Origin of the sequence: Dyadobacter beijingensis DSM 21582, from assembly GCF_000382205.1 — a bacterium.
Lineage (GTDB): Bacteria > Bacteroidota > Bacteroidia > Cytophagales > Spirosomataceae > Dyadobacter > Dyadobacter beijingensis.
The window spans coordinates 59,250-78,682 of the sequence record NZ_KB907791.1 but is presented as its reverse complement, the minus strand read 5'-3'; the positions used below and the strand labels follow the sequence as shown (position 1 = coordinate 78,682).

Annotated in this window: 15 protein-coding genes; 5 read left to right on the top strand and 10 right to left on the bottom strand. The window is 54.4% G+C overall.

The window, feature by feature from the left end; translation table 11 throughout:
* Positions 1-245: 245 nt before the first annotated feature.
* Complete coding sequence (locus tag H144_RS0126645) at positions 246-1,316, top strand: sensor histidine kinase (protein ID WP_019945173.1); 1,071 nt, start codon at positions 246-248, stop codon at positions 1,314-1,316.
* A 3-nt stretch (positions 1,317-1,319) separates the two neighbouring features.
* Positions 1,320-2,048: a LytR/AlgR family response regulator transcription factor gene (locus tag H144_RS0126640; protein WP_019945172.1), complete on the top strand. Its 729-nt coding sequence runs from the start codon at positions 1,320-1,322 to the stop codon at positions 2,046-2,048.
* A gap of 28 nt (positions 2,049-2,076) precedes the next feature.
* On the opposite strand, the gene H144_RS0126635 is transcribed toward H144_RS0126640, so the two are convergent.
* The 6 genes from H144_RS0126635 to H144_RS0126610 form a co-directional block, all read right to left on the bottom strand.
* The gene (locus tag H144_RS0126635; RefSeq protein WP_019945171.1) at positions 2,077-3,195 is read right to left on the bottom strand and encodes a mannonate dehydratase; all 1,119 of its coding nucleotides are present in this window, start codon (positions 3,193-3,195) and stop codon (positions 2,077-2,079) included.
* An 11-nt stretch (positions 3,196-3,206) separates the two neighbouring features.
* On the bottom strand, positions 3,207-4,739 hold the full coding sequence (locus H144_RS0126630; protein WP_019945170.1) for a SusD/RagB family nutrient-binding outer membrane lipoprotein: 1,533 nt from the start codon (positions 4,737-4,739) through the stop codon (positions 3,207-3,209).
* An 18-nt stretch (positions 4,740-4,757) separates the two neighbouring features.
* Positions 4,758-8,207 (bottom strand): SusC/RagA family TonB-linked outer membrane protein, encoded by a 3,450-nt coding sequence (locus H144_RS0126625; RefSeq protein ID WP_229208004.1) that lies wholly within the window; start codon positions 8,205-8,207, stop codon positions 4,758-4,760.
* 32 nt (positions 8,208-8,239) lie between these two features.
* Positions 8,240-9,259: a FecR family protein gene (locus H144_RS0126620; protein WP_019945168.1), complete on the bottom strand. Its 1,020-nt coding sequence runs from the start codon at positions 9,257-9,259 to the stop codon at positions 8,240-8,242.
* A 43-nt stretch (positions 9,260-9,302) separates the two neighbouring features.
* Positions 9,303-10,007, bottom strand: a complete 705-nt coding sequence (locus H144_RS0126615; protein ID WP_019945167.1) for an RNA polymerase sigma-70 factor — start codon at positions 10,005-10,007, stop codon at positions 9,303-9,305.
* A gap of 414 nt (positions 10,008-10,421) precedes the next feature.
* Positions 10,422-11,102: a porin family protein gene (locus tag H144_RS0126610; RefSeq protein ID WP_169409434.1), complete on the bottom strand. Its 681-nt coding sequence runs from the start codon at positions 11,100-11,102 to the stop codon at positions 10,422-10,424.
* Between the two features lie 99 nt (positions 11,103-11,201).
* Between H144_RS0126610 and H144_RS0126605 the strand changes: the two genes are divergently transcribed.
* Positions 11,202-11,576 (top strand): VOC family protein, encoded by a 375-nt coding sequence (locus H144_RS0126605; protein WP_169409433.1) that lies wholly within the window; start codon positions 11,202-11,204, stop codon positions 11,574-11,576.
* Between the two features lie 70 nt (positions 11,577-11,646).
* On the opposite strand, the gene H144_RS0126600 is transcribed toward H144_RS0126605, so the two are convergent.
* A complete protein-coding gene (locus tag H144_RS0126600) occupies positions 11,647-12,519 on the bottom strand; it encodes a dihydrodipicolinate synthase family protein (protein WP_019945164.1) in 873 nt (290 codons plus the stop codon).
* A 54-nt stretch (positions 12,520-12,573) separates the two neighbouring features.
* Positions 12,574-13,035 carry a cupin domain-containing protein gene (locus H144_RS0126595; protein ID WP_019945163.1) on the bottom strand — a complete coding sequence of 154 codons (462 nt, stop codon included), beginning with the start codon at positions 13,033-13,035 and terminating at the stop codon, positions 12,574-12,576.
* 99 nt (positions 13,036-13,134) lie between these two features.
* Between H144_RS0126595 and pdxR the strand changes: the two genes are divergently transcribed.
* On the top strand, positions 13,135-14,556 hold the full coding sequence (gene pdxR / locus H144_RS0126590; RefSeq protein WP_019945162.1) for a MocR-like pyridoxine biosynthesis transcription factor PdxR: 1,422 nt from the start codon (positions 13,135-13,137) through the stop codon (positions 14,554-14,556).
* A 47-nt stretch (positions 14,557-14,603) separates the two neighbouring features.
* Here pdxR and H144_RS0126585 read toward each other — a convergent pair whose 3' ends face one another.
* Together H144_RS0126585 and H144_RS0126580 are read right to left on the bottom strand one after the other, a co-directional pair.
* Positions 14,604-15,629 carry a sugar phosphate isomerase/epimerase family protein gene (locus tag H144_RS0126585; protein WP_019945161.1) on the bottom strand — a complete coding sequence of 342 codons (1,026 nt, stop codon included), beginning with the start codon at positions 15,627-15,629 and terminating at the stop codon, positions 14,604-14,606.
* A gap of 24 nt (positions 15,630-15,653) precedes the next feature.
* On the bottom strand, positions 15,654-18,380 hold the full coding sequence (locus H144_RS0126580) for a PQQ-dependent sugar dehydrogenase (RefSeq protein WP_019945160.1): 2,727 nt from the start codon (positions 18,378-18,380) through the stop codon (positions 15,654-15,656).
* 116 nt (positions 18,381-18,496) lie between these two features.
* On the opposite strand from H144_RS0126580, the gene H144_RS0126575 reads away from it, so the two are divergent.
* A complete protein-coding gene (locus tag H144_RS0126575; RefSeq protein WP_019945159.1) occupies positions 18,497-19,261 on the top strand; it encodes an NUDIX hydrolase in 765 nt (254 codons plus the stop codon).
* Positions 19,262-19,433: the final 172 nt, after the last annotated feature.

Sequence of the window (19,433 nt, the reverse complement as noted above, 5' to 3'; positions counted from 1 at the left end):
TCGGGGATTGCCCGATACAAAGAGAATTAATGGAAAGCGCGAATAAAAGCCGTGTGGACGGATAGCCCGAAAGTGTAGCTGAATGGCCGGTTTTAACCGACCAACCGGTCGGGGTGTGGTACGAAAATGCCGCTGTAAGCGGCCGGTCGGCAAGAAATGCCCCTATAACCCGAAAAAGGCACGATACGTCGAAACAGATACGGCACATTGTTATTTGCCGCATTTTGCCTGTTATTTTTGTATTAATGACGAGAGAAAACACCAAAGGCGGCGTAGTAGTAGCGATCCATTTGCTCGCATGGGCATTGCTGGGTTTCGTGCTTGTATTCTACCAGCCCCTGTCCTGGGGCGTGAGCCTGCCTGTTGTATTCTGGGTAAAACAATTGCTCAATTTCGGACTGCTCGTAGCACTTTTCTATTTCAACTCGCTGTACCTGGTACCGCGTTACCTGCTCTCAAACCGCATTGTTGCATTCATTCTGTGGGTGATCGCGCTGGTGATACTGATGCTCGTCATCAGCAAAATGGCCGACCAGCAGCTCGAAATCCGGCGGCATATGGAAGGCATCATGCCCCGCCCAAGGCATCGCGGCGGCCCTAAGCCGAAGCACATCATCGATGGTATCCTGCTCATGACCACCCTGCTGGTCATCGGTGTGAGCACCAGCCTCGCCGTGATCCAGCGCTGGCAATCCGACGCCCGCCTCCGCGACGCGGTCGAGAAACAAAATATTTCCTCCGAGCTGGCCCTCTTGAAGGCGCAGATCAACCCGCACTTCTTTTTTAATACACTCAATAATATATACGCGCTATCCTACACGAACGTCGAAGAGTCACGCGAGGCCACGCTGACGCTCTCGCGCATGATGCGCTACCTGCTTTACGAAACGCAGCAGGATATTGCCCCGCTCAGCCAGGAATTCGCATTTATCGACGATTACATCGAACTCATGAAACTGCGCGTACAGAGCAGCAGTAATGTGCAATACACCCGCGACGAGGCCATTCCCGACTACCCGATCGCGCCGATGCTCCTGCTGCCCTTCGTCGAGAATGCATTCAAACACGGTATCGACGCCTCGCAGCGCTCGGAAATCAAAATCCACGCCGCATTGGATGGCGGGGCCCTGAAACTCACGGTATCAAACCATATTTTCCAGGCGCAGCACGTGGAAGGCACCGACAAGGGGGGCATCGGGCTAGCCAACACCCGCCGCCGCCTCGACCTGCTCTATCCGCAAAAGCACCACCTCGACATTCACACCGACGAGCTCGCCAATACCTACACCGTAAACCTGATCATCAACCTGACGTAAACCATGACGCTGAACTGCATTACCGTCGACGACGAACCGCTCGCATTGGGGCTGGTGAGTTCATTCGTAGAACAAACCCCTTTCCTGCATTTGCACGGCCGGTATATCAATGCGCTGGATGCGCTGGAAGTGATCACCAAGGAGAATATCCATTTGGTTTACCTCGATATCCAGATGCCTGAACTGACGGGCATGGAACTGGCAAGGGTACTGAACCAGAATCCCGATACCAAAACGAGGATCGTGTTCACGACGGCCTACAACCAGTTTGCCGTGCAGGGTTATGAAGTCGATGCGATGGGGTATTTGCTCAAACCGTTTGGCTACAACCAGTTTCTGGCGACGGCGATGAAGGCCAAGAAGTACTTCGAAAACCTCCGCGACGCGGCCATTGAGCCTGAGCTGGATTCGAGCGAGAATTACCTGTTCGTGAAGTCGGATTACAAGCTCGTCCGCATTGATTTCGACGCGATCCTGTTTGTCGAGTCGTTCAAGGATTATGTTAAGATCCACCAGGCCAGCGGCAGCCCGGTGGTTTCGCACAGCAGCCTCAAAGCGATCGAGGAAAAGCTGCCCGGAGGAAAATTCATCCGCATCCACCGCTCATTCATCGTCGCGGTTGGCAAAGTAGATTCCATCAGCAAAAGCGCCGTCCACATCGGCACCGTCGATATTCCGGTGGGGGATTTGTACAAGGATGCGTTTAAGGAGTTGCTGGGGAAGTGGCAATGAATTCAATCATTCGGTCATTCAATCATGTTTATGCCCCCTTTTGCTTCGCTACTGCCTCCACGAGCCCCCGCATGTACCCGATCGCAAACAAAGCGCCGTAGTTGCTGTAACCGGCGTTCTGGTTGCTGTCGCCGGCTACCGTAGGCACGTGGTCGGGGCGCATGGGGCCCCGGAAACCTACTTCGTAATAGGTTTTCATGGCTTCATACATATCCGTTTTGCCGTCGTCGTGGAAGGTTTCTTCGAAATTCGTTTTGCTGCCACGAACATCGCGAAAGTGCACGAAGTGGATTTTCTTTCTGCTACCGAAGTATTTGATCACCGACGGAATGTCTTCGCCCATCGTTGCGAATGTGCCCTGGCATAGCGTAATACCGTTGCTTTCGCTCGGGACGATCTCGATCAGTCGTTTGAATGCATTGGCCGACGTCATGATGCGCGGGATACCCTGGATTTTATCTACCGGCGGATCGTCCGGGTGCAATGCGAGCTTCACGCCCACTTTTTCGGCTTCCGGTACCACCGCTTTCAGGAAGTATTCCAGGTTCTTCCACATGGTATCGTGGGAAAAATCGCCGTATTTGGTCAATGGTTTATCCTTCACATCCTCGTAATCGAACGCGCTCACCAGTGCGCCCCCGCGGGAAGGTTTGTCGAGCTTCGTGCGCGCCCAGCTGATGACCGGCATCCAGTTGTAACAAACCGTGTCGATACCTGCTTTCGACAGGTTTTGGATAAACCTGATAAACGTCTCAATTTCCTCGTCCCTGCCGTCGAGCCCCAGCTTGGTTTTTTCGTACAGCGACGGCGGCCCTTCGATCACGCGGTACGTGATGCCGTGCTGCTTCCAGAAATCCCGCACGGCGACGATAGCTTCGTATTCCCAGTTTTTGACATTACTCAAACCCACGCTTTGCGGGTTAATGCCCCCCACCGCGCCGAGCACCTGCATTTGCTTCGACAATGCGATGCGTGTCGGGTCCATGCCGAAGAAATGCGCGAGGCAGAACTGCATCCCGCCATCCTTCGCAAATGCCGCAGCGTCAACGGCATTGCGGGAAGCAAAAGCCGGAACAGCACCGGCCGCTGCCGTAGCGGCAGCCAGTGCTATATTGGTTTTAATAAAATTCCTCCGTGTATTTTCCATCGTCGTCCGATTTACTTATCCCACCAGATACGCGTCATGAACAGGTCGGGCCCCTGCCGCTCGATCGCCGTCTTGAAGTTAGGGTTAATGCCCTCTTCGCTGAGCGGGTAACGCAGGCGGCGCGGGATCTGGCCATTGGTATCGTTGCCGAGGTAGTTTACGGGCGTCAGCGCCGGGTAACCCGTTCTGCGCCAGTTGGCATAGCCCTCGATATGGTTAAAAGTGCTCGCCGCTATCAAATATACCTCCGTGTGGATCGCATTCATTTTCGCATCCATCGTGCCGGATTCGGGATATGGGTTCTTTGTGGCATAAGCCGTGATGTCCGCAGTCGGAATGGCCGCATTCGCCCACGACATCTGTGCCAATGCCGCCGACTGTCCTTCCTGGAACGCCGCCCTGGCATTACCCGTCGCCCAGCCGCGTTCGATGGCCTCGGCTTTCAGGAGCTGCGTTTCGGCATAGGTCAGGTAGATCCACGGCAATGCGATGCCGATCACGCCGGTAGCCGGGCGCGAATAGTTGTCCAGATTCTTCTCGTCGAGCTGCGCCAGGCCGGTGGCGTCGGTCGCATTAGGAAGGCCGCGTTGCTTCGCCACGCTGTTGTCCCCGCCTTTGATCATCGAAATAATAGGCAGGCGCGGGTCCTGGCGCGATTTCATCATGTCGATGAGCGTCCTGGCCCATTGCACGCCGGCGTTCGGGATGTTGGTCACGTTGGAACCGCTCGGACCAAGGATCCAGGAATTAGGATTGGAGTTGATCTCCGCGCCCGTGTTGCTGAATTTCACGGCGATCGTTTCCGCATTGCCGGTAATCAGGCCGCCGTCGATCGCTTTCCTGGCCCAGAGCTGCGCGTTGGCGGCGTCGGCTTTTTGCATGCGCATGGCAAGGCGGAGCATAAGCGAGTTGGCGGCACGTTTCCATTTGTCGAGGTCGCCGCCGTAAATATAATCCGCCGCTTTCGGGATGTACTGCGCCGCATCGAATGCATTCCGCGCTTCTTCCAGCTCTTTCAGCATATCCATGTAAATGGCCTGCTGCGCGTCGTACTTCGGCGAAAAATTAGCGTCGATAAAGCCTTTACCTGCTTCGAAATAAGGAATATCGCCATACAGGTCGGTCGTGCGCGAGAACTCCATCACCTTGATGATCCGCGCCATCGAAAGCACGTTCACGTTTTTCGGGTCCTTTTGCGCCACGTCGATCAGGTTTACCATGCTTTTAACAGCATAAGTGTAGGAGTTATCGAAGAAAGCGGAGTTAATTTCTCCTAAAAAAGTATAAAAACTCCCTTTGTAGAACGTCGCGTCGATCGATGACATTTGCTGGATCAGGCAGGCTGCGTACCCGAAATTGGCACGCCAGGCCTTCGATGCAGGACCGCTTGCCGAGCCCGTCAGCAGCAGCTGCGACTGCCCCAGCAGGTAATCCACGGGTACCGTGTTCGGTGCATTCGGGTTGACATTGATTTCCTCGAAATCGTTGGTGCACGCGCCCGCTCCGGCGAGCAATGCAAGGCATATGGTCAGTTTTTTAAGCATGATTTCTTTTGAAAAGGATCAGAATTTCAGGTTCAGGTTAACACCGTAAGAACGCGTCGGCGGCGTACCGGCAAACTCCACGCCCTGCGCATTGCCATTGTTATAAGTCGCTTCGGGATCGATCACAGGTACTTTTTTCATCAACACGGCCAGGTTACGTCCCACGATCGAAACGGATGCGCCCTTGAACGGCAGCTTGCCGAGCAAACGGCCCGGGATCGCGTATTGGAGAATGATCTGGCGCAGCTTGATAAAGTCGGATTTGTATACGAATGGCGTAGCAATGGCCGAGTACCAATTGCTGTAATAGGCCTGTGCAGGCGCCTTTGCCGTATTAGGCTCGCCGCTTTCCGTCACACCCACCCCCGTCACGCCGCCCTCGCGGCCCACGAGCGTAGCCTCGTGCAAACCAAACCGGTAAGCCAGTGCATTGGTACCCGAATAAATGTACCCGCCGAACTTACCATCCACCAACACACTGAGGCTGATACCTTTATAATTAAATGTGTTGTTCAAACCGAGGGTGTAAGGCGAAACGCCCGAGCCGAATGTCCTGATATCCCCGGCCAGCGCCAGCCCCTGCGAATTGTACACGATGCTACCGTTCGCGTCGCGTTTGAAATCATAACCCTTGATCTGGCTGTAAGGCTTGCCCACATCCTGGTGAATGAACGCCGAGCCCGGCCGCGACTGGTCTACCCGCAGCGTTTGCAGGTCGCCGTAAAGGCTCAGCACTTCGCTATCGTTGTAACCCATGTTGAAGGAAGCGTCCCAGGTAAACTGCTTACCATTCACGATGGTAGCGCCCAAAAGCAGCTCGATACCCCGGTTACGGATCGCACCGACGTTGAACAATGCGCTCGTATAGCCGGAAGTTTCTGAAATCGTGGCACTTACAATATCGTCGGTCGTTTTACGGTCGTACACGGCGAAGTCCACATTCAGCAGGTTATTGAACAATTTCGCTTCCAGGCCCAACTCGGAAACCGTCGAGGTCAATGGCTGCAAACCGCCGTTCGGAACGCGGGTACCATTGATCTGCGCCAGTGCGGAACCCAAATGCGCGCCGCTCAGCGAGTAGTACAACGACAGGTTGTAAGGGTCGGTATCGCCGCCTGCCTGCGCCCACGATCCGCGGAATTTGAGGTAGTTGATCACCGAAGGCATTTTTAACGCTTCCGAAGCCACAAAACTCACCCCGAATGACGGATAGAAAATGCTGTTCTTGCCTTTGGCGAGCGTCGAAAACCAGTCGTTGCGGGCCGTAGCTGTTACGAATAGGTAGTTGTTGTACGAAAATTCCGCCGAGCCGTACACCGAGTTAATGCGTTTTTCTATGTAAGCTTCGGTGACGGTACGCGCCGCCGGATCGATGTTTGATATATCATAAAAGAACGGGATGTTGAAGCTGTTGTTGGCCGAAACCTCGTTCAGGTTCGTCACCTGCTTCATCATATTCCCGCCAAAAAGGCCATTAAATGCAAATTTCTCGCCGATTTTACGGTTCACGCCCGCCAAAAGCTCCTTGTTGGTTTCGGTAAATTCCCGCAGCGACGACGTGTAGCTTCCCCGCAGCACATAGCCGGTGCCATACGGCTCGATGCTTTTGTACCGGTAATTGAAATTATCGAAACCAATACGGCCTTTCAGATAAAGCCAGTCGGTGATGGTATATTTAGGTTCAAATGAAGCGATTACGCGCTTTTTATTATCATCCTGCTGGAATTGCTCCGTGGCGAAATACGGGTTTTGGGTATACTGGTTGTCCGACCACACCTTTTCGTTCCCGTTCGCATCGAACTGCGCGTTTTTGAGCACATCCACATCGAGCGACGTCGGCAGCACGTACATCGCGAAGTTGGCATTACCGGGCGAGTCGTTCACGCGTGGGCGGTTGTGGTTCTTCTCGATAATGTACTTCGCATTCGCCACGAACGAAATGCGCTTGCCGAGGTTGCCGTTCGTGTTCAGCGCGAAGTTGTTACGGCGAAGGGTATTGTTCGGCAGCACGCCCTTGTTGTTCAGGTCGTTCATGGAAAGGCGGTAGGTTACCTTTTCCGTAGCACCTGTGAGTGCAATGGAGTTGGTGAATGTAGTCCCTACATTGTAAAACCTGCGCAGGTTATCCTTCGCAGCCACATACGGGCGCTGCACGCCGTCGTAGTTCATAGAGTTACTGCCGTCCAGGCGACCGCCCCAGCTGTTACGCGTAGCGGTTTCTGCTACCGTGGTCGGTTTCACGCCGTTGCTGCCGAGGCCGTATTCGTATTGGTAATCTTTGTAGGATTTAAACAGCAGGTCCTCCGCGAGGAAGTTGCTGTTCACCTCGACGCCGATGCCCTTGTCGGCTTTTCCACCTTTTGTAGTTACCAAAATAGCGCCATTGGAAGCCCGCGAGCCGTACAATGCTGCGGCCGTAGCACCTTTCAATACACTGATGCTCTCGATCTCGTCCGGGTTGAGGCTGGAAATACCATCCCCGCGGTCGGAGCCGGTCCAGGAGCCCTCCCGGTTGGCGCCGATCGCCACCGATCCTAGGTTATCATTATTAATAGGAATACCGTCCACAATGATCAGCGGCTGGTTATTGCCCGAAATGGAGCCATTACCGCGTATCACTATACGCGAAGAGCCGCTCGGGCCCGTCGCCGTGCTGGAAATATTCAGACCGGCCACTTTGCCCACGAGGCTGTTCGCGATGTTGGTCGAGCGCGCCTGCGTAAGGTCCTCGCCTTTCACTTCGGAAATGGCGTAACCCAATGCTTTTTTCTCCTTTTTGATACCCAATGCGGTCACCACCACCTCGTCGAGCGTCTGTGTCTCCACCGCCATTTTCACATCCACCACAGCGCGCTGGCCTACGGTAATTTCCTGCTTCTGAAACCCTATTGAAGTAAAAACGAGCACCGATTCCGAAGAAGGGACATCCAGCTCATACCTGCCATTGACGTCGGTGTTGGTGCCATTGATCGTCCCTTTCACGAGCACGTTCACGCCCGGGAGGCCTTCGCCATTGTTGTCGGTGACGGTTCCGGAGACCTTGATATCGGCCGCCACCGACCTGCTGCCCGCCATTACCTGCATTTCCGAAGAGGGCCTGCTGCCGATGGCCGAGGTTTCAATGCGTTTGGGCAAAATCATATAGGCATTCCTGCGTACTTTTTTCAGCGTCAGGTTCGTCGATTTCAGCAATGCTTCCATGTTTTTTTCCGCCGACAGGTTTTTATCAAATACAAAATCCGTGACGGTAATGCCGCTCATCTGGTTCTCTTCGAAGAGGATGTCGGCATTGTAATATTTTTTGAGTTGCAAAAGCACGTCGAGCAGCTTCACCTGGTTGGTGGTTTGTTCCGGGGGGAGCATGCGGTTTTTATGCGCATTCAGGGCCAGCACCTGGGCGTCGAGGGGCGGCGCCGCGGTGAGCATCAGGCCACAGCAAACAAACGACAGTAGTGATCTTTGTTTCATACGGGGATCTGGATAGGGATATATTAAAGTCTTTATTTCTGCAAAATCAGGTAGGCCTCGCCCTCGCGCGCCAGGCGGAAATCGAACAATTCGGAGAGCAGGCCGAGCAGTTCCTCACCGCTTTCGGGCTGGAAAGTGCCGCTCACGGTACGACTGGCGAAGCGGTTGTCCTTGATCTCGACCCTGATGCCATAATGCTCCTGCAACTGGCTAGCCACTTCCGACAGCGGCGTTTTATCGAAAACGAACCGGTTACCCGTCCAGGCCGTCAGTTTTTGCGTGTCCGCATTCGGCTTCACGACCGGCCTGGCTGCCGCTTTTTCCATCGTTACCAGGTCGCCCGGCTTCATGACGAGCTCTTTTTTCTGCTGGCCTTCTGAGAAAAGCACGTGCACCTTGCCCTTTTTCAAAAGGACCTTTCCGCCTTTCTGCCTGGTGTACACCGAGAATTCCGTACCGAGGACCATCACCTCGAAGTTCTCCTCGGTTTTGACCATAAACCGTTTGTTGTCGATGGTGTGGGTTACGTTAAAAAACGCCTCGCCGTTCAGCTGCACCTCGCGGGTTTTTTCTCCGAAACCGAAGCGCGGGACGCGCATCGACGTGTTGGCATTCAAAATGACCCTCGTACCATCGCTGAGCTGCACGGAGCGGGTCTCCCCGAATTCGGTCGTATAGGTTTTGTACAAAATCTGCCCCCGGCCGAGCCAGGCTGTCAAACCCAACACCATCACCGAAGCGGCGGCCATGAGCCACGGACGCCGGCCGATGCGGCGGGCGTTCACGACCGGAACAGGTGCTGCTGAGCCCGTTTCGGTCGTTTTCTCCGTATTTGGGTTCTCGCGCATGTAGCGCAGGTATGCGTCGAAACGCTCCTGGCCATCGGGCAGGAACTGCGGCGACTGCGACTGCCATTCGGCCAGCCATTCAAAATACAATTCCTGATTCCCGTCGTGGGCGAGCCATCCGGCGATCAGCCGTTTTTGGGCCGGGCTGGCATTGCCGGCGAAATATTGGAACAGGAGTGCTTTGTTTACTGACAATGTGTTCATGATCAGTGGTTTAAATATCGAATAGTGTTAAGGATGTTTCGGTTCAGCTGAAAAGGGAAGAAAATGCGAGCAGCCATGTCCAATGGTCTTTCAATCCCTGGCGCAACATGCTCAATGCCTTGCTGATATGCCCCTCGACCGTACGGCTCGACAGGTTCATTTCCGTCGCGATTTCCTGGATCTTTTTGTTTTCGAAACGGTTGAGCATGAATACTTTCTGGCATTGCGGCGGCAGCTGCTCCACGATGCGGTCGATGCGGCCGGCGAGTTCTTCGAAGTACATCAATGCCTCCGGGCGCTCGGGCGAAGCCACGTCGTAATGCGGCATCATTTCAAAGGAATCGGTGTTTTTCAGGTCGCTCGCGAGCAGGTTATAAGCCCGGTTCTGCACCGATTTGAAGAGGTAAGCCCGGTACGACGACTTCACGGATTCATAGGACCGGTTTTTCCAGAATGCATAAAACAGCTCGGAAACCAGGTCGGCAGCGGCGTCCTTGGAATACAAAAACCGGACGGCATATGAGCATAACGGACTGTAATACAGCCGAAACAGCAATGCACAACCCTCTTCCGGGCTCTCCTCAAAAGTCTTGCGGATGAACAGCTCCTTATCCGGATGGGTGCTCGGGCTGCGGTCTCCTTCCCGCTCCCGCTCAGGGCCAAACTGCGGCCCGTCCTGCGGAACGCCCCTATCCTTTTCCCAGGAAGTCCTCTCTTCGTTATACTCCGAACCCGGCGATGCAAGCATTGGCAAACTTTAAATATAAATTGGGATATTTCTAAAACTGGCTTTTAATGGTAAGACAGGAAAAGGTGGGAGGACACGCGGTCAATTGTTCTATTATTTTAAAAAATTGCATTATTCGATACCATTTGTGTCGGGGAGACGGGATTTGATCGGCATGATTACCAGTATCTTATAATGTCCGGCCAGGACGGCCGGATAACCAAAAAAGCGCCGAAAATTTTCTGAATAATACAAAAAAAGCGGCGCAGAACGGGCCGCCGGTCTAATACTCCGGTCAACTGCCGGCAGTCAGCCGTCAGCGATCTGCGGTCAGCGGTCAGCGGTCAGCAGTCAGCAGTCGGCGGTCAGCGGTCAGCCGTCGGCGGTCAGCCGTCAGCCGTCGGCGGTCAGCCGTCGGCCGTCGGCGGTCAGCCATCAAAACACCACCCCAACCGACACCTGAATCGTCCTGGTACGCGGTATCCGATAGCTCTCACGGGTCGATATATCGTAGACATCCTCTCTTTTCTTGATCTGCTCGACGAGCCGCACGGCGATGGGGATGGTTACTTTTCCGGCGTCGATTTCCACGCCGGCACTGGCTAGCGCACCAAAAGATGTTTTTTTATCACTGTTGACCTTGCCGCTGGATTCGTACGGATAGCATCCGCCATCGGCACAGAAACGGCCTGCGTACTTGATATACCATGAAACCAGATAGTTGCCCTGCAGGCCCGCCTCCGCGAACGGCCGGATCTTGCCGTCGAGAAACGTGTACCGAGCCAGCACCGGCAGCTGAATGCTCGATGTCCGCGACATGTATTCCTGAAATTCGAGGCCGTTGCTGGCCTCGCTACGGGTTTTGGTCCGCACGTGGTTGTACGCAGGCTGCGCATGCAAGGACAAGCCTTTATTTGAATCCTGAAATGCATAACTTATATCGGTGCCGGCCATCCAGCCCTTTACCCATTTACTGCCTCGGTTGGGCGCATAGGTGGAAAATTGTGGCCCGACCAGCACACCGAACCGCCACCGCCGAAACGAATCCGCAGATTGCGCGAATGCGATGTTTTGAAGCAAAAAAATTAAAATGACGGAGCAGGAAAGTCGTTTCATGGCTTTGGTCGGTTGGTTTGTCACCCAATGACACATAAAAGTAGCGATTTCGTGCACGAGAAATGGGATAATTATATTTTCTTAACAAAAAATACTACTATGAACTTCAAAATCAACCAAATCACTCCTTTGCTTCTCGTTCGGGAACTGGGCGAAGCCATTGCATTTTACGTAAGGCAGCTGGACTTCACGCTGGCGTTCCGGTATGATGATTTTTATGCAGGCATTGAAAAGGACGGCTATTCGATCCACTTGAAAACGGATTACGACACTACGAAAACGCAAACGACGCGAAGTAGCGACGAACAAGTCGATCTCCTGTTTTCGGTCGGCGATGTGACAGCGGTGTTTGCGGAAATTTCAAAAAGGAACATCGAAATTGTTCAGCCGCTGCGCGAAATGCCTTATGGAAAGGAGTTCTACATCGCCGATCCGGACGGCTATGTGATTGCGTTTGTGGGGTCAGTTCATTAATGATTGAATGACCGAACAGGAGTTTATTCAATCATTCAATCATTTTTATTTCCACGGCGGGTCACTCAAATTAGAGCAGCCCCCGCAGCCGCTCAAAATCAGCCTTTCCCAGCGGGGCCAGCGGGCTCCTTAAATGACCGCCTTCAACGCCCAGAATTTCCAAACCGGCTGCTATCGTGCGCGGCAGCCCGTTGGCGGTGATGAAAGTCAGCAGCTCCGATTGCCGGTCGAATGCGTCGCGTGCCCCCGCGAGATCGTTTGCCAGAACGGCGTTGTACAGGCTGTGATTGAACTCCGGGATCAGGTTCGGGGCGGCAGTACACCAGCCTGCCGCGCCGGCGGACAATGCGGCGAGCGCCAGCGGGTTGGAGCCGTTGAAGAATGCGACCTCTTCGCCGAGAACGCGCCGCAGGTAATGCATCCGCTGCACGTCGCCCGTGCTTTCCTTGATCATCGTCACGTTCGGGATTTCCAGCAGGCGTTTCAGCAGTGCGGGCGACATGTCGATACCGCCAGTGGCCGGGTTGTTGTAAGCCATCATGGGGATCGAAATGGCTTCCGCGACTTTATGGTAATGCGTAAATATCTCGTCGTCAGTCAGTTTCCAATAGCTCATGGGAATGATCATCACGGCCGCAGCGCCTGCTTTTTCGGCAAAGCGGGCGTGATGGATCGTCCGCTCGGTGGTGAGGTTGGAAACACCGGCCACTACCGGCACGCGGCCGGCTACGACGTCGATCGCGGCCTCGATAACCGCTTCTTTTTCATCGTCGTTCAGGTAAGGCAATACGCCTGTGCTGCCCAGCGGCGCGATGCCGTGCGAGCCGGATGCGACCAACCTGTCGGTCAGTTTTTTGAACAACGCGATGTCAACTTTCTCCTCCGCGTCGAAGGGCGTGATCGGATAGGCGATGATGCCTTTCAAGGTTTTTGAATTGCTCATTAATATTTTAATATGTTGTATTTTAAATATTTAACCCAGATACATTAAACCACTTTACAGGTCTCGGCCTTCCTCTTCGCGAAGTGCCACGCCGAGGTTTTGAAGCTGCGGGGCATTCTCGCAGGCCAGGTAGCGGGCCGGCTCGGTGTCGCTCAGGTTCTGGTGGCGATGCCAGGCCCAGCTGGGAATATACACGGCGTCGCCGGCCTGCCATTCCACGCGCTCTCCCTCCACTTCGGTGTAGCCTTTTCCTTCGAGTACATATAATACCGTTTCGTAGGTGTGGCGGTGACGGTTGGTGAGCTGGCCAGGCAGCAGGCCGCCGACGGTCATGCTCACATTCCGCGTAGGCAGGTCGACGAAAAATACCGGGTGCTTTCTTTCCGTCGAAAACTGGTTGTGCTCGCCGGCTTGCTCCACATTGCGGTGAATGAGTTTTTCAGGTTTTACGTACACGGGACGTGCGAATGTCTGGTGGAAATCTTTGGAACTGAATGGTTGCTTTGTAGTTTCCATGATTCGGAAATATTAGTGTTGCTGCATGATTGCCTTACAAAACAACCGTATCTTTGGACCAGCTTACTGGTTCAGAAATTACAAAATCAACTAGTCCAGATGTTAAGACCGTGGGAACTCGTCATTCCGCTTGACCGCGCGCAGGAAAAGCCGGTGTATATGCAGATCGCCGACGCCGTGATCGTGGCCATCCAGAGCGGCAAACTCGTCGCCGGCAGCATTTTGCCCGGTAGCCGCCAACTTGCGGCACAGCTGAATGTGAACCGGAACACGATCGTGGAGGCGCTGGATGTGCTCGCGGCCGAAGGATGGCTGGTATCGAAAGAACGGCGGGGAATATTTGTGGCGGACGTGCAGCCGCTGGCTTCGCCGGAAAGATCGCTGGTGAGGGAGTCCGGTATGGTCAGGGATTTCGCTACAAAACCGCTGATTACATTCGACGACGGCCTGCCCGACAGCGCGCAGGCGCCGATCGACGAGCTGGCGCGGGCTTACCGGCAGATTTTCGCCCGCAAAGGGCGGTGGCAAATGATGGGCTACCGGCACGAAGCGGGCGATCCCGAGTTCCGCGAGGCCATTGCCCAAATGCTGAATTACAAGAGAGGTATGCGGCTCTCGCCGGACCAGGTTTTTATCACCCGCGGCAGCCAGATGGCCATGTTCCTCGCAGCGCACGCACTGCTGAAACCCGGCGACCACGTCCTCATCGAAAACCCCGGCTACAAACCTGCCTGGGAAGCATTCACGCACGCGGGCGCGCGCCTGCTGCCTGTGAATGTGGACGCGCACGGGATCGTGACGGACGAAATCAGGGCATATTTGCATGATCACCCGAATATCAAAGCGGTATATATCACGCCTCACCACCAGTTCCCTACGACGGTTACGTTAAACCTCCGGCGGCGCATGGAGCTCGTCGCGTTGTCCAATGAATATGGCTTTACGATCATTGAAGACGACTACGACCACGAGTTCCATTTCAGTCCGCGGCCGGTAATGCCGGTGAGCAGCCTCGAACAGGCGCGCAACTACGTGTACATCGGCACGATGAGCAAGATCGTCGCGCCGGCGCTGCGGATCGGGTACCTCGCATCGTGCGCGTCCATTATCGACAAAGTCACCAGTCTTCGAAAAATCATCGACGTACAAGGCGATTATATGATGGAACAAGCTGTTTTTCAACTCATTCACGACGGGGAAATCCGGCGGCATCTCAAACGTACGACGCCGCTTTACAAATCAAAAAGGGATTTTTTCGAAACACTGATCCGCGAATACCTGGCCGACAAGGTGCATTTCACCAAGCCGGAAGGCGGCCTGGCATTCTGGCTGACGCCCAAGGCGCCGGTGGACCTGGTGAAACTGGCGGCCGCATTAAGGCAAAAAGGCATTGCATTGATTTCGCCGGATACATTCTGTTACAAAGGCTCCGCGAACGGCCTGCGCCTGGGTTACGCCTCGCTTTCCGAAGAGCAAATGCAGGAAGGCATTCAGGCGATAGCCGCCAACTGGCCGGATTAGCCCCCTGAATGTTCCCTGCCCACATCCGACAAAACATGAAGGACAATCTACCCTAGTTCTTCCAATACCTTTTCCAGCAGCGCCTTCGTCTGGCGAATGCCCTCGTCGTTGGCGGGCTTGGTCATATCGCCGCCCATTTCGCGCATGAGGCCGCCTTCATATTCGATGCCTACGATGCCGTTGTTCCAGCCCGAATCTTTGATGATCTTAAACATTTTGATAAAGTCCGTCTCCGGGTCGTTCCCGTTGGCGTCGAACTGGTGCGTTTTTGCGCTGATCCCTTTGGCGTAGGGCATCATTTTCTTCACGCCTTCGTATTTTTCGTGCTCTTTTACGCATTTGGTGGCCATAATGCCCTTGATATCCATCGTTTCCGGCTTGCTTCTTTCTGCACAAAAGTTCCCGAAATCGGGCAGCAGGCCTTTGTTGGTCGCTTTCAGCTGCTTCATTACGCCTACCAGCCAGTCCGGATCGGTGGATACCCCGAAATGGTTCTCGACGATCACATTCAGGCCCGCTTTGCCGGCATATTCCAGCAATTTACCATAACCATCCACAGCCGCCGTAGCCAGCTGGGCGGGAGTTCCCTCCTCTTTTTTACCCGAAAGCATCGCCATCGCATCGCCCAGGTTCACGCGGATGGCCGAGCAGCCGAGGAATTTGGCCGCATCCACCCACGGGTAATGTGCCTCGACGGCCTTTGCACGTGCCGCATTGTCGAGCGCCGTCAGGTTCTCGCCGTCTACCATGATAAGGTGGTTTTTCATACCCAGGTCGTCGCAGCGTTTTTTCAGCTCGTTCAGGTATGCCTGGTCTTTGTGTTTATTGTTAAAAAAACCGGAAACGTATTCCAGTATCGTAATGTCGAACTCGTTTTTGGCCCGCGCCGGGAAATCCATATTGGTCATTTTACCGCTGAAAAGCTCGGAAGCAAACGAAAACTCGGCCAGCGAAATGTCAAAATTGAATTTGGCGGCAGCAGGCGATACTCCGAAAGAATCCAGGGAAACAAGCCCCAGACCCGCAGTAGCAAGCCCAAGACGGCCTAGAAAATGACGACGTGAATTGTTCATGAGCAGATTAGTTAGATTTAAAAATCACTTCGAAATAAATGTGACCGAAAACGGGACAAACAGGGCACCCTTCGCCTGGTCGTTTTTGAAAACAAAATACAGGTCGCGGGTACCGTTTTGAGGAGAGATAGGTACGTGGAATGGCTTGGGAGGGGTTTTCGAGGTAAATGCGCTGGCATCGTCGGTAGGCGGTATCCATTCGGTTTTCCCGAGCAAGGCGCCGTCGGGCGAGCCGTCACGGACTTCCACCATGCCGCCCTGCGCATTCAGCTGGTCTTTGGGCGCAGCCACCACCATATCGAGCGCCGTAATGTCCGTGAGGTCAATGCTTTTGAAAATGGCGTGCGTATTCGGTTGGGTGACGATGAGCAGGTTATTTTCACCCATTTTGAAACGCATGAGGTTTTTCGAAGCGTCGTCGGCATTGCCGAAAAGCAGGGTCGGGTTCTTTAAAATGAGCGTCTTTTCCGTCATTTGGGCGGGCATTCCGTTCGCGCCATTGTCGGTGTAGGTGGCCCTGAGCTTGTAAATGCCTTTGCCCGGGTCGCCTCCCTCGGGTATGCGCGCGACCACCTCACCGGCGGGCGGCAGCAATTCCGGCGCGGCCTTTCCGCTGCCCAGGCTCAATATGTATTTCACCATTTGTTCCGCCTCGGGCAGGCCGATGGACGGGTGCGCCGACATCGCCGTTTCGCCCCAGACGCCCGCGCCGCCTTTGATGATCTTGTCGGAAAGCGACGCTACCGCGTTCGCATCCGCCTTGTATTTTCCCGACACATCCGTAAATGCCGGACCGATCGATTTTTTGTCCACAAAATGACAGGCCTTGCAATCGCTTTTCTCGATGAGCGTTTTGCCGGCCGTGAAGGTCACAGGCGCTTCCTGGTGCCCGCCCTTGCTGGCCGAAGGCCTGTCGTCCGCATCCTGGTAGGCAGCTGTAATCTTCACTTTCGATTGCGGGATCGTGTTTTTAGCCAGACTACCATCCTCCTGGTCCGTCACATTCACCCGGTAACCAATGGGTTTGCCCGGGAAGAAAAAGGACTTGTTGCCGCCCGTCAGTTCCATGGAAACCTGCGGCGGCTCGTTGCCCGCTTGTACGGTCAGCGTCTGCGCATCTTTGAGGCCTTTCGAATCGGTGACCGTGAGCACCACTTTGTAAATGCCTTTCTTTTTAAAAGTATAGGCCGGGTTCGCTTCATTCAAAGTCACCGGCGCGGCCCCGGCGGCGGTGATTTTCCATTGGTATCGCAGGGAATCTTTGTCAAAATCCTGGGTACCTGCCGAAGAAAACTGTGCTTTGAATGGTACCGCGCCTGCATTTCTATCTACCGACGCCGCCACGGACGGTTTGCGGTTGCCGCCATTGTATTCGATCCGCACGAGCTTGGATTCCGGGTTGCCCATAAACCAGCCCTGACCATATTCGAGGATGTACAGGTCGCCGTTCGGCCCGAATGCCATGTCGATCGGATGTTCCAGTTTCAGGTTGGGCAGGAAGCGCTCCATTTTAACATAATCCCCTTTCGGACTGAGCGTTACGGCGATGATCCAGTCGCGCATCCATTCGTAAATGAAAAGTTTTTTGTCATAATAGGCAGGAAACGCGCGCTTTGCATTGCCAAAATGCTCCGCGTAGAACACAGGCCCGGCCATCGCACTCCGCCCGCCCGAGCCGAGCAGCGGAAACCGCTTCGTTTCGGCTGCCGGGTACCAGATAAATGCCTTTTGCGCAGGCGGCAGGCCGTTCAGCCCGGTATTGTTCGGCGAATTGTTGACCGGCTTTTCAGGAACAAATTTGTCCCCCGATTTTTTCGTTTCGAAATCATAATCCCAGTAAGCCTTGTTGTCGCCCACGAAATACGGCCAGCCATAATTCCCGGCCTTCCGTGCCTGCCCGAACTCGTCCTCGGCAGCCGGCCCGAGCCCGGTCGAATCCTTACCGGCATCTGGTCCCACATCGCCCCAGTAGAGGTAACCGTTCTTTTTATCGACCGAAATGCGATAGGGGTTCCGGTGGCCCATCGTGTAAATCTCGGGACGAGTTTTGGCGTCGCCGGCATCTTTCGGAAACAGGTTACCCTCGGGAATGGTGTAACTGCCGTCGGCTTCGGGGTGAATGCGGAGGATCTTTCCGCGCAGATCGGCCGTATTCGACGAGGATTTTTGTGCGTCGAAAGGGCTTCTGCCCGGCCGCTCGTCGATGGGCGCATACCCGTCCGACGCCCGGGGGCTGGTGTTGTCGCCCGTAGAGAGGTACAGGTTACCCTGGCTGTCCCAGTCGATGGAGCCGCCGGTATGGCAGCAATTATCGCGCTGGACGGGAATGCGGAGAATTACCTTTTTGGAAGCCAGGTCGAGGGCATTACCTTTGAGCTCGTACCGGGCGAGGACGTTCTCGGGCGTGCTGCCGGCGGGCGAGTAGTAGAAATACACCCAATGGTTTTGGGCAAAATGCGGGTCGATGTTCACGCCCAGCAGGCCGTCCTCGGCTTCGGAATTGTCGGAATACCTGGTACTGACCGGTATGGTGGCGAGCACCGTCGTCTTTCTGGAAACGGGGCTGTACAACTTCACCGCCCCGTGCCGCTCGATAAACAGCACGCGCTCGTCGGGCAGCACCGCCAGTTCGAGCGGTTCGTTGAGGTTTTCGGTCAATACCACTTTTTGAAAGCGGTTTTCCTCCGGTACCTGCGCATCAGCGAGCGTTGCGCATGAGAGGACTAAAAGCAATGTAAAAGTTTTGTTCATGAAGTAAGAAAAATTTGAATTTTACCAATCAAAATTGATGATACAATGATAAAGAAAATTTTCTTTGTGTAAAATTTACGCATTGAAAAATTTTCTCGATCTCAGCCGGTTACGCTATGGAGCACAGTTTGAAGGAATTTTTTGACAGGGCATTAAAAGAGGTTTCGCTCGATTGTACCGTATTCGGCTTTCATGAGGGCGAATTGAAAGTGTTGCTGCTCCGCTGGAAAGGCATCGACGGTTGGAGCCTGCCTGGCGGCCACATCCTGCTCGACGAGTCGGTGGACGACGCCGCCAACCGCATTCTCACCCAGCGCACCGGCCTGGACGATGTGTTTTTGCAGCAATTTTACACTTTCGGCAATGTCAACCGGTACGTATACCATCCTGAAAAAGAGCTGCTTGAAAAGATGGAAACGACGTTCGGCAAGGGCTTCTTCGATGGCATCATCTTCCGCCGTGTCGTATCGATCGGCTACCTCGCCCTCGTGGAATTCGACCAGGTGCAACCCACGCCCGACTGGTTCACCGACGAATGCCGCTGGTGGTCGCTCGCCGACGTGCCCCATTTGCTTTTCGACCACAACGAAATGATCGACCGTGCATTGAAAGCCCTGCGCCAGCGCATCCGCAACCAGCCCGTCGGCATCAACCTCCTGCCCGAAAAGTTCACGATGCCCGAACTTCAGCGCCTGTACGAAACGATTCTCGGCCGCCAGTTCGACCGCCGCAACTTCCAAAAACTCCTCATGAGCTACGACATCCTCGAACGCCTCGATGAAAAACGCATCGGCGCGGCAAACAAATCCCCGTATCTGTACCGGTTTGTGAAGGAGAAATACGAGCGCGCGGCGGCGGAGGGGGTTTCGTTTACGATGTGAGGGGGATGATGGTGCAAATCTCCGGATTCGAATAGCGGGCTCGAAGGGGACCTTTGTGCCAGTAGCCCCACTTAATCTTCCCGAACAGGAATTTAATGCCTTTTGAAGGGGTTGTTGATGCTGGGTTGTCATGCTCGAAACAATGCATTGCAGCCAAACCATCCTTCATCCG